Below are 12,194 nucleotides of genomic sequence, written 5' to 3'. Positions count from 1 at the left end.
ATTTTTTAAAACCCGTAGTGCATTATAAAAAGAAGTTGCTCAAAACACCAAAAAGTGTTAAATTGTAATGATTACCAGTCAATTACAGCTATGAGCAACTTAGAGGCAAATTACGAATTAATTCTTACGGAATTACGAAAACTAACAAAAACAGAAAATTTTTATTTCAAACCTATAAAACCAAAATTATCTGACATTGAACTGATTAGCTTAATTGTTTTGGCAGAATTTAAATCTATTGATTCTGAACATCAGCTTTTTAGAGAAATAAAGGGTCTTGATATTAGTTCAAAAATCGAACGTACTGTTTATAACAGAAGAAAACGACAGTTGTTTTTTCATATTGAAGAAATAAGAATGAAAATGGTTGAAAAATTTAATGAATTTGAAAATTATTTTGTGGTTGATAGTATGCCTTTAGAGGTTTGCAAAATAGCTCGTTCTTCAAGAAGTAAAATTTGTAAAGAAGAAGATTATGCCCTTCCAAATAAAGGATTTTGCGCCTCTCAAAATTTACACTATTACGGATACAAATTGCATGCTGTATGTTCTATTGAAGGAGTTTTTCAAAGTTTTGATTTAACTCCTGCTTCGGTTCATGATATTCATTATCTAAAAGATATAAAATCGCAATTATCAGATTGTGTGTTGCTTGGAGATAGAGGATACCTCTCTCAAACCATCCAACTTGATTTGTTTAATGAGGTAAATATCGAATTGGAAACTCCGAAACGGGTGAATCAAAAAGACTATAAACCACAGTTTTATCAATTTAAAAAGTTTAGAAAACGTATAGAAACCTTATTCTCTCAATTGTGTGATCAGTTTATGATTAGGCGTAATTATGCTAAATCTTTTAAAGGATTTAAAACAAGGATTCTTTCTAAAATAACGACATTAACCACTATACAATATTTAAACAAATTCGTCTTTGGAAGAAACCTCAATAATCTGAAAATTAATTTAACTTAATAATGCACTACGGGTTTTTTAAAGTTATTTTTTTAATAATAACCATTTTACTCAGTGTGGATTAATTGTAATATTTTAAACCCTTATTTTAGTAATCTAAATTTATGTGCTAAAAGTTTAATTTACCTCTTATCTTTCGTTTCCTTATCAAATGCAATCAAATTAAACATTTGCCTTAAACGAGTACGCACATGGTTACCATAGGCTTTTTCAATTTCAGAAGCGGAAAGATTGGTTGTTATATTAGTTTCTATATTTCAATTTACCTTTTACTAGGTAACAAAAAATTATACTCTAAGTTCTAAACTCATTACATATTATTTCTCTGAATCTGTCTTAAACCGGTTCGAAAAAACTATATTTTGAGGAGCTTTTATTAGAAAGACCATCAGCAATGATGGTCTTTTTTTTTTGCACTAAACTTTCCAAATCTTATAATGAATTAACAACTCTTTTATTTGCTACATTCAAAAAAGCTCTTATATTTGCATCCGCTAAGAACAAGCTAACACAGCTTAACAATAGCAAACAAATACGTTCCTTACGCATATTAAATATACAGTTTCCTCCTTAGCTCAGTTGGTTAGAGCATCTGACTGTTAATCAGAGGGTCCTTGGTTCGAGCCCAAGAGGGGGAGCTTTTTTTAGAAAAGACTATCAGGAATGATGGTCTTTTTTTTGTGCTAAACTTCACAAAAAAACCTCCGCATCACTGCAAAGGTTTTTCTATTTTACATTCTTTAAAAAAAAAAATTTAATCCGCCAGCAACTTATAAGCAATAACACTGTTATGGTTAAAAGTGGGAATGTACAACACATTTTCCTTAGAATTATACCCCAAATCAGCGGTGTTCATTTGTCCTTGTACATCCTGTAATTTATTGATTTCGCCATTGGCTTTGACATAATAAATCAATCCTGCCCAGCATGTAACTATGAAATCGCCGTTTTGAAGCTGTTCCACGCCATCGCCCGGCTTTTCAAAACCTTTGGCAACAACGCTGCTGTTTTTATTTTCGTCAATTTTCCAAAGCTCTGTACCCGCCAAAACGTACAACTTTTTATTAATCCATTTTAAACCATTAGTATTGGTTACGTTTTCTAGGTAAAGTTCGCTTTTACCGTCATTGATACGATAAACTTTGTTAGATCGTGTATCCGATACATAAACAACGCCTTTTTTATCTACCGTTACATCATTCAGGAATACCGCATTTTCAATTTCCAGTTTGTTTATAATTTTTCCTGTTGGAATATCAATGCTTACCACAGTGGTTATATCTGCCACATAAAGCGTTTTTTTATAGACAGCCAAACCTTTGGGTGCATTTAAGCCTTTGACCCAGTTGGCTTTTTTCACACTACCATCGGGATTAAGAACAGCTATACCTCCTTTTCCGTCTTTTACGTTGCCCGCACCGTCAATTAGGCTTACATACAAATTTTTTTGGGTTTTATGATACAAGACAGATTCAGGTACTGGTAAATTTTGACTTTCCCAAATAACTTTTGAAAGATGCTGAGCTTTTACAGTAAAACTAATTGCTATAAAAACCGATAGGATTAAAAATTTATGTTTCATGATATCTCCAAATTATTTAAACACATCAAATACAATAAATAAAGCGATATGATTCTTTGAATCTTTATTGTTGCTTAATAATTTGGTTCTTAATAAAAACCTAAACAAAAATAAATTATTAATTCAAAATCAAAATTGCTCCGTTACAAGGAATAACCAATTCCATTTCTTGATTTTTCTTCAATTTAGAACTAATCACTTTTCCGTTTAATTGCGCATCATCCAGATATTGTTTCAACTCCGCACCAGCAGCAATCATTGGTAATTTTACTTTAATCTTCAAGGTTTCTTTTTGTGCATTAATTCCTGCCACGTACCATTTAGTACCATGACGACGCGCAATTACTGCATATTTTCCTGGATAACCATCGATAAAACGCACCTCATCCCAAGTAGTAGGGACTTCCTTCATAAAATCGATAGCCCATTTTGGAGCATCGGTTAAATTGTTTGGTGCCAATGCAAAATGCTGCACCCCACTTTGAAACAATACTGCCGTTGCCAATGCATACACATCCGATGTCATTCGTTTAGAACCTTTATTAGGCGTATTGTTCTCATTGTAAAATTTATTCAAAGCACTTCCTCCAAAATCCATACTTCCCACTGTATTTCGGATAAAAGTATGTAAAGTAGCACTGAAAGCTTCCAAATCACAACTTCTTTGACCGAAATACAAATTTTCACTAGCTAGAACCGCTTCACTTGATGCATAATTAGGATACATGCGCTCCCATCCACGAGGTAAAGTAGTACCATGAAAAATTACCATAATTCCGTAATCATTCGCATCGTACAAAATATCTTCATACAATTTCATGGTTTCTTGTTTGTCTCCTCCAAAGAAATCTACTTTGATTCCTTTGATACCAATACTTTTCATCCAAGCCATCTCTTTACGACGCGCAATGGTTTTATCCATAATTCCTCTTGGACTTTGTGGGGCATCATTCCAATATCCATTCGAATTATACCACAAATACAAACCAACACCTTTTGTTGCTCCATATTTCGCTAATTCGGCAATCTTATCACGTCCTACTTGAGTATCCCAAAGTGCATCAACTAAAACCGTTTCATACCCCATAGCAGCACTAAAATCGATATAACGAAGTTGCTCCTCATATACCGTACTTTTATCCATACCAATAATCCAACTCCAAGAACCCTTAGTATACTTATAATTTTGAGAAGCTTCGTAACGAGGTTTTACTAAATCAAACGGAACTGTCGTAGTTACAATAGGTTCTAAAGTTTCTCCAACAGTAATGGTTCGCCAAGGCGTTTCGCCAGGAAGTCTAATTCCAGGAGTTGATGAACCATTTCCATTATTTTCACCTTGCATAGGAAAACCAATAGTGTACAAACCTTTCTCATGACCTATCAATCGACTGGCACAATACTGACTGTCCACTCCCGTTTCGGATACTAAAATCCAACCTCCATTGTTTAATTTAAAAAGACAAGGAAAAGTATAACCTTCGCCTTTTCCATTTTCACCTACGGCTGCATCAACAACATACGGAATTTCGTAACTAGGCATCGTTCGCTCCCATCCCACCATAGCTTTACTTTGTGCTGAAAGAAATGAAGTAGTTCCCGCAGGGAATAAAAATCCAGATGCTTCTGCCTGAACCACTGCGGCAAGTGCTGATTTTTGCGGATATACTTTATACTTAAAAGCCACATCATTATTGCTCACTCTGAAAATAACATCAATAGCTGAACGGTTGTCTTTTACAAAAGAAAAAACGGATTCATTAGCTACATAATGCACTTTAGATTGCTTGATATTAGGCAATTCATACGTTTCATCAATTGTTTTTTGATTGACTTTATCTTTCAACTCTAAACCCCAGCTAAAATCACCCACATTGGTTTTTAATCCCAATGGCGATGGCTCTAAATATACTTTCCCTTTATAAGAAACACTATAAGATGCTGTGCCGTTTTTTACCATTACATTTACACTAAGTTTACCATCAGGACTTGAAAGGGTCTTAATTAGTTCTTGAGAATGAACTTCTGAAAAATTGAACAATAAAAAAATAAAAGCTACTTTAGAAAAAAGTATTTGTAAAGTTTTTGAAATTGAATCAGTCATTTTTGGTTTATAATTGAGTTAAAAATCAAAAATATCAAATAATTATACTCTAATAACGAATAAAGTGTTAATTACACACTAATTTGTAGTTTTAACAAAAAAAACTCCAAAATCTAACATTTTGGAGCTTAATATCCTTGGGGAATTGCATTAAAACTAAACGGCTTTTTTGGAAACCTTATCACCCATTGTTGTTTTATTAGACAAATTGGAAGTCGTCAAATCAATATTCTCACAAGCTCCTCCATTAATTGTAACTGCCTTAGAAGAAGTGGAATTGATTTCAACATATTTGAACACACTATTTTAATATTGAAGATATCTATTACATTACTTTCTTTAATGTCCAATTTGGCGTTACTAATTTTAATTCCTTTGGCATCAATAATGGTAACCCCTTTATCGGTTTTTGCGAGAAATTAGAAATCTCAATATTTTTTTGTTTCTTTTTTGATCGAGCAAAAAAGAAAAATCAACAATATAAGCCTTTCCTGAAGTATAGAAAGTTGTTTATAAGAAGCTTTATCCTGCCCTCCGCTCCACTCTGATTTTGCTGGCTTGCATTTTTCTAAGTGCCAAAAAGGAGCTTCCTTCAGTCGCTCTTTTGGCACAAGAAAAAATTCCAAGCCAGCCGCATCAGGAGTTCCACTGCGGTCAGGGCTAGGGGAAATTGAAAAACATATGGCTTGTCAATTCAAAAAATGTATATTTGTAAATAATGATAATTTAACATACATACTTTCCATTTCAAAATGAAAAAAATTGAAGTAGTAGCTGCAATAATATATTTCGAGAATAAAATTTTATGTGTACAAAGACCACAAAATAAATTGCCATATATTTCTGAAAAATTCGAGTTTCCCGGAGGAAAAATTGAAAAGGGAGAAACTAAAATAGAAGCTTTAAATCGAGAATTAACTGAAGAATTAAATATAATTAACGCAGATATAAAATCTTTATTTCTTACTGTTGTTCATCAATATCCTGATTTTGAATTAACAATGCACGGTTTTATTTGTGAAGTTAAAACACCTGAACTTATCCTAAATGAACATATTGCACATGAGTGGCTAAGTCTAAATGAACTTAAAAAACTAGATTGGGCTGCAGCTGATATTCCTATTGTGGATAAACTAATAAAAAATGGATAAGCTAATTCAAATTTTCAATTCAAGTTTACAAACAGGTTATGTGGATAAAAATATCTTATCTGATGTAGCTTATCAACCTGAATTGCTTGTCAATCAAAAAAATCCACCAAAAAAATTCTTTCAACCATACTACAGGAGCTTGAAAATTGTAATTATTTCTATATCTCTGTAGCATTTGTTACTACGAGTGGAGTCGCTACTATTATCAACAAATTAAAAGAACTAGAAAATCGCGGAATAAAAGGCGAAATTTTGGTTTCTCAATACCTAAACTTTACTCAACCAGAAGCACTTAAAAGATTATTACAATTCAAAAACATAAACTTAAAAATTGCTACAATCGGTAACGCTCATGCAAAAGGGTACATCTTTAAAAACAAAGAACATTACAATCTAATTGTTGGAAGTAGTAACTTAACTGCTCAAGCTTTATCAACAAATAAAGAATGGAACATTAAAATCTCCGCATTAGATGATAGTGGTATTGTAGAAAAAGTAGTAAATGAATTTCAATCTGATTTTAAAAAAGCTACACCTGTAACGAAAGAATTTTTGTTGCATTACAAAGAAATTTATCAGAATCAATTTCTTCTAAATAAGGAAAATTCTATTAATAGTGTTATTGAATCTCAAACAATAATTACTCCTAATTCAATGCAAATAGAAGCATTGGAAAATTTAAGAAAATTACGCGAAGACAAAAAAAATAAAGCTTTAATTATTTCTGCTACAGGTACAGGTAAAACTTATCTTTCGGCTTTTGATGCAAAAGCTTTTAAAACTAAGAAATTATTATTTGTAGTTCATAGATTAACAATTGCGAAAGATTCTTTAAAAACATTTAAAAAAGTTTTTGGAAAAAATAAAACCATGGGGCTTTACTCTGGTGATAAACGAGAATTAGATTCTGATTTTATATTTTCAACAATACAAACAATTTCAAAATCAACCCACTTAGAAAACTTCCCTAAAGATCACTTTGATTATATAATCATTGATGAAACTCATAGATCTGGTGCAGATTCATATTTACGTTTATTAGATTATTTTGAGCCTAAATTCCTTTTAGGAATGACAGCTACACCCGAAAGAACTGATGGGAACAATATTTTTCAATTATTTGATCATAATATTGCCTATGAGATTAGATTAAATAGAGCAATGGAGGAAGAAATGTTAAGTACATTTCACTACTATGGAGTAACTGATTTATTAGTTGATAATAAAGAGATTGACAATAAATCAGATTTTAATTTATTAATATCAAGTGAAAGAGTAGACAGAATAATTGAACAAGCATCTTTTTATGGAAGCGACAATGGAATAACTAGAGGCTTAATATTTTGTTCAAGAAAAAACGAAGCAATCGAATTATCTGCGTTATTCAATTTGAAAGGGTTTAAAACAATTGCTCTAACAGGTGATAGCTCAGAAGAAGAAAGAGCTAAATCTATTGAAAGATTAGAATCAGATAATTTAAACGAAAAACTAGATTATATTTTTACAGTTGATATTTTCAACGAAGGAATTGATATTCCAAAAATCAATCAGATTATTATGCTCCGCCCTACAGAATCTGCAATTATATTTATTCAGCAGTTAGGTAGAGGGCTAAGAAAAGTTGATGGAAAAAGTTATGTAACAGTGATTGATTTTATTGGGAATTATGAAAATAATTATCTAATTCCTATTGCATTGTATGGTGATACTTCTTACAATAAGGACACTTTAAGAAAACTAATTACAGAGGGTAGCAGAATGATTCCTGGTGCTTCGACCATCAATTTTGACGAAATTACTAAAGAAAAAATATTTAAGTCAATTGATTCTGCAAATATGCAATTATTAGCTGATTTGAAAAAGGATTACAATTTGTTGAAATTCAAATTAGGTCGAATTCCAATGATGATGGATTTTATTGAACATGGTTCAAGAGACCCATATTTGTATGTAAACTATTCCAATTCATATTATAATTTCATTTTAAAAATCGAAAAAGATTATAAATCAGAATTATCCCATAAAGAAATTAAACTTTTAGAATTATTTTCTAAAGAAATTAATAATTCTAAAAGAGTTGAAGAAAGTTATATATTAAAAGAATTAATACTAAAACATGAATTAAGTGTTTCAGAATTTAAAAAAACTATATTTAGTCTTTATAATTATACTCCAAACCAAGCAACTATTGATTCTTGCATAAGAAACATAAACTTTTTATTTATTAGAAAAGATGAGAAAATTATATCTTTAAAAGAGAACACATTACAGTTTCAACATGAATTTAAAGAAGTATTAAAGAATTCTATTTTTAAACATTTTCTATTAGATTCTATAAATTATTCGATTAGTACATTTGATACCTTATATAAAAAAGAATACTTTTTAAATGGATTAATTCTCTACAACAAATACAGTCGAAAAGACGTGTGTAGATTGTTAAATTGGGAAAAAGACATCAGTAGTACTGTTTATGGCTATCGTACAAACGAAAGAATCACACCATGTTTTGTAACATATCATAAATCTGATGAAATAGATAACAATATAAATTACAATGACCATTTTATTAATCCCTCGACATTTGCATGGGAATCAAGATCAAATAGAAAGATAGATAGTAATGAGATTAAAGATGTAATTAATTCAAATCGAATTTTACTATTTGTAAAAAAAGAAGATGGTGAAGGAACTGATTTTTATTTCATGGGAGATGTTACTATAATACCTAATTCTATTGAACAAAGTTATATGCCCATTACTCAATTACCAGTTGTACATTTTAAATTTCATCTTAAACAACCAGTAATTGACAGTATTTATCATTATATCACAACAGAAGAAAAATTAAAAACAATAGATAATAAGGTTGATATTGAAAATCAAATCTTTCCAATTCAAGATACAATCGAACCTAAGAATCTTATACCATTATATAACTTTTATGCTGCAGCAGGAACTTTCAGTGAAATGCAGTACGACAAAGATTTTAGCTTAATTGAAGTCCCTAAAAACATCAAAATTAACGCCGATTATTTTGCTTGTAAAATAATTGGTGAATCTATGAATAGAGTAATCCCAAACGGTTCAATTTGTTTATTTAAAAAGGATTCAGGTGGTAGTAGAAACGGTAAAATCGTTTTAATAGAAAATATGGACATTCAAGATCCAGATTTTAATTCTGCTTTTACAATCAAAACTTATTCAAGTGAAAAAACATATACAGAAGAAGGATGGCAACACCTTTCAATAGTTTTGAGACCTAATTCATTTGATGATTCATATGAAAATATTGTTATCAATGAAGAAAATGGAGCAGCAATGAGAGTTGTTGGCGAATTTGTTTCTATCATTAATTTATCGATATAGTTATTTCATTTTCAACAAATAAGTATAAGAAACACATTTATTATTTTTTCCCTACCTTTAAAGTCGAAGTCTAACACTAAAACTATGAAAACTTTAGCTTTATTATTCTTTTCCTTTTTCATTTTTAATTGTGAGGCACAGTTAAAAACTAACGATGCCATTCCGCTACAGGAAGAGGCGGTAAACTACCGTTTTGAAGCCGTTGCCGATGGCATTAACAATCCTTGGGGCATGGCATTTTTACCGGATGGCTCATTATTAGTTACCGAAAAATCAGGTATTTTATACCATGTCAAAAATGGAGTTAAAACCGAAGTTAAAAATGTTCCTGCGGTGTACAATCGCGGTCAAGGTGGTTTAATGGATATTGAATTGCATCCAGATTATGCCAAAAATGGTTGGATTTACATGAGCTATTCTTCCATGGAAGGCGAAGGCGAAGCAGGTGGCGCCAATACCGCCATCATTAGAGCCAAACTGGAAGATGAAAGTTTAGTAAATATCGAAAAGATTTATAAAGCAACGCCTAATTCTAAAAGATCGCATCATTTTGGTTCCCGAATTACTTTTGACAACAACGGTTTTCTTTTCTTCTCTATTGGGAGTCGTGGTTTTGAAAATGAAAATCCGCAGGACCTTACTCGTGACGCAGGTAAAATTTACCGCCTTAACGACGACGGCAGTATTCCAAAAGACAATCCTTTTGTAGGTCAGGCCAACACAAAAGAGGCTATTTACAGCTATGGTCATCGTAATCCACAGGGATTAGTCAAAAATCCTTTTACAGGTGCTATTTGGGAACACGAACACGGTCCGCAAGGTGGTGACGAAATCAACATCATCAAAAAAGGCGCAAATTACGGCTGGCAAGTGATTACCTATGGCATCAATTATGACAACTCTATAATCACAAACGAAACGGAGAAAGCCGGAATGGAACAGCCTCTTTATTATTGGGCACCTTCTATTGCTCCATCTGGAATGACTTTTGTGACCAGTGATAAATACCCAGATTGGAAAGGATATTTACTAGTGGGTTCGCTCAAATTTCAATATTTGGAATTGGTTAAACTCAACGGTGATACAGTCATTGGCAGAAAAAAAATTGCCACTAATATGGGCCGAATGCGCAATGTAAAACAAGGACCGGATGGTTATATTTACATGGGTGTAGAAGGAAAAGGCATTGTGAAAATTATACCGAATTAATCCAATATGACTGTCCGCTTTGCGGACTAATAGCTCAATATAGCACGCAGATAACACGGATTAGGCGGATTTTCACAGATTAGTGAACTAAAAATATCCGTTTTTATCGATTTAAATCCGCCTCACCTGCCTGTCAGCAGACAGCTTAGTGTGCCATTTTTAAAATATGTACCAGTAACAGATCGTAATTTAATTCAAACAAATTTCCTCATGATTAATAAACTTTCTTTCGGATTCTCATTATTGGCTGCTGTCTATTTTTATCATTCGCATAGCGAAAAAAACTTCAGTTCAACATCATCCTATCTAAGCCTTACCGAAATCCAACAACAAACGGCTTTGCAAAAAAGTATTGCCCGAGGCAAAGAAGTCTACAGCGAATTTTGTATTCAATGCCACATGGCCAATGGCAAAGGAAATGCTAGTACGTTCCCACCTTTGGACGGTTCCGATTGGTTAAAAAAGAAAAGAACCGAAAGCATTCATGCGATAAAATACGGTCAAAAAGGAGAAATTCTAGTCAATGGCAAAAAATACAATGCCATGATGCCTCCAATGGGTTTGAGCGATGAAGAAGTTGCCGATGTAATGAATTATGTGTCAAATTCTTGGACAAATTCAAACAAAAAAATGGTAACTTTTAAAGAGGTTTCCTTGGTTAAACCCTAAAAAGCAGACAGGAAAAATTAACATATTTCGGCTTGAGAATCCTTGCTAAAATCCAAAATCGATAGCCGAAATACTTTACATTTGTGTACCGTCTCAAATTGATTTTTCTATGAAAAAATATGCTTTAGCCCTACTCATTAGCCCGTTTTTATTTTTTGTTTTTACCAATTGTAACCAAAGTAAATCGGATACAAAAGAAGCAAAGAACATCGATAGTACCGAAGTAAAAAAGGATTCGGTCGTTACGAAACCCAAAGTCATTGACACTGTCGATTACAATCGGAGAATGAAAGCTTTAGCCAATAAAGATACCACGGGTTTGTGGCCCGTAAAAGCGCCTTATCCATTGCCGGGAGCGTTATTACCCTATCACCGAATTATTGCTTTTTATGGTAATTTGTATTCGAAAAGAATGGGCGTACTAGGCGAATATCCAAGAGCAGAAATGATTGAAAAATTAAAAGCCGAAGTAGCCAAATGGCAAGCCGCCGATTCGACTGTGATTACAATTCCCGCCTTACATTACATTGCTGTTTCGGCTCAGGGTGCACCTGGAGCGGGCAATCGCTACAATATGCGCATGCCTTTTAAACAAATAGACACCCTTTTAAACTGGGCCAAACCCATTAATGCTTTAGTTTTTTTAGATATTCAAGTAGGGCACAGTACGGTGAAAGAAGAAGCGACTTTATTAGAAAAATATTTGGCCTTACCTAATGTTCACCTAGGAATTGATCCTGAATTTTCGATGAAAACAGGACATGTTCCTGGTAAAAAAATCGGAACCATGTCTGCCGATGATATTAATGACGCTGTCACTCTTTTGGCGAGAATTGTACGCGAAAATAAATTACCACCCAAAGTCTTAGTGGTACATCGATTTACTCAAGGAATGGTAACGAATTACAAAGACATTAAAAAAGTACCCGAAGTCCAAATTGTGATGGACATGGACGGTTTTGGTAGTCAAGTATTAAAACGTTCTACTTATTTAAGATACATTTACAGAGAACCGGTACAGTTTACAGGATTCAAATTGTTTTATAAAAATGACAATTGGAATGATTGGAAAATCTATACTCCAGAGCAATTGTTAGAATTCTCTCCAAAACCAAGTTATATTCAATTTCAATAATTT

Annotated in this window: 9 protein-coding genes, 1 tRNA gene and 1 pseudogene; 7 read left to right on the top strand and 4 right to left on the bottom strand. The window is 32.5% G+C overall.

Annotated features, from left to right (window positions below):
• The first annotated feature begins 90 nt into the window (after positions 1-90).
• Positions 91-972, top strand: a complete 882-nt coding sequence (locus P5P90_RS09755) for an IS982 family transposase (RefSeq protein ID WP_278036511.1) — start codon at positions 91-93, stop codon at positions 970-972.
• Between the two features lie 122 nt (positions 973-1,094).
• On the opposite strand, the pseudogene P5P90_RS09750 reads toward P5P90_RS09755, so the two are convergent.
• A pseudogene (locus tag P5P90_RS09750) lies at positions 1,095-1,226 on the bottom strand (ATPase); the annotation flags it as partial.
• A 310-nt stretch (positions 1,227-1,536) separates the two neighbouring features.
• On the opposite strand from P5P90_RS09750, the gene P5P90_RS09745 reads away from it, so the two are divergent.
• A tRNA-Asn gene (locus tag P5P90_RS09745) sits at positions 1,537-1,610 on the top strand.
• Between the two features lie 116 nt (positions 1,611-1,726).
• On the opposite strand, the gene P5P90_RS09740 is transcribed toward P5P90_RS09745, so the two are convergent.
• The 3 genes from P5P90_RS09740 to P5P90_RS09730 form a co-directional block, all read right to left on the bottom strand.
• Entirely contained in the window at positions 1,727-2,554 is an 828-nt protein-coding gene (locus tag P5P90_RS09740; RefSeq protein WP_278034512.1) for an SMP-30/gluconolactonase/LRE family protein, read from the bottom strand.
• A 118-nt stretch (positions 2,555-2,672) separates the two neighbouring features.
• Positions 2,673-4,658, bottom strand: a complete 1,986-nt coding sequence (locus tag P5P90_RS09735; RefSeq protein ID WP_278034511.1) for a glycoside hydrolase family 97 protein — start codon at positions 4,656-4,658, stop codon at positions 2,673-2,675.
• Between the two features lie 156 nt (positions 4,659-4,814).
• Positions 4,815-4,958 (bottom strand): hypothetical protein, encoded by a 144-nt coding sequence (locus P5P90_RS09730; RefSeq protein ID WP_278034510.1) that lies wholly within the window; start codon positions 4,956-4,958, stop codon positions 4,815-4,817.
• Positions 4,959-5,410: 452 nt separating this feature from the next.
• Here P5P90_RS09730 and P5P90_RS09725 point away from each other — a divergent pair, with 452 nt between their 5' ends.
• The 5 genes from P5P90_RS09725 to P5P90_RS09705 all read left to right on the top strand — a co-directional run bounded on the left by P5P90_RS09725 (position 5,411) and on the right by P5P90_RS09705 (position 12,191).
• Positions 5,411-5,809 carry a (deoxy)nucleoside triphosphate pyrophosphohydrolase gene (locus P5P90_RS09725; RefSeq protein ID WP_278034509.1) on the top strand — a complete coding sequence of 133 codons (399 nt, stop codon included), beginning with the start codon at positions 5,411-5,413 and terminating at the stop codon, positions 5,807-5,809.
• Between the two features lie 81 nt (positions 5,810-5,890).
• Entirely contained in the window at positions 5,891-9,178 is a 3,288-nt protein-coding gene (locus P5P90_RS09720) for a DUF3427 domain-containing protein (protein ID WP_340696467.1), read from the top strand.
• Positions 9,179-9,262: 84 nt separating this feature from the next.
• Positions 9,263-10,387 (top strand): PQQ-dependent sugar dehydrogenase, encoded by a 1,125-nt coding sequence (locus tag P5P90_RS09715; RefSeq protein WP_278034508.1) that lies wholly within the window; start codon positions 9,263-9,265, stop codon positions 10,385-10,387.
• 210 nt (positions 10,388-10,597) lie between these two features.
• On the top strand, positions 10,598-11,056 hold the full coding sequence (locus P5P90_RS09710; RefSeq protein WP_278034507.1) for a c-type cytochrome: 459 nt from the start codon (positions 10,598-10,600) through the stop codon (positions 11,054-11,056).
• Between the two features lie 109 nt (positions 11,057-11,165).
• Positions 11,166-12,191: a hypothetical protein gene (locus P5P90_RS09705; RefSeq protein ID WP_278034506.1), complete on the top strand. Its 1,026-nt coding sequence runs from the start codon at positions 11,166-11,168 to the stop codon at positions 12,189-12,191.
• Positions 12,192-12,194 lie beyond the last annotated feature (3 nt).

The organism is Flavobacterium nitratireducens, assembly GCF_029625335.1.
In the GTDB taxonomy this organism is placed as follows: domain Bacteria; phylum Bacteroidota; class Bacteroidia; order Flavobacteriales; family Flavobacteriaceae; genus Flavobacterium; species Flavobacterium nitratireducens.
Note: the sequence above shows the minus strand (reverse complement) of the source record. Positions and strands in the feature narration are given on the sequence as shown.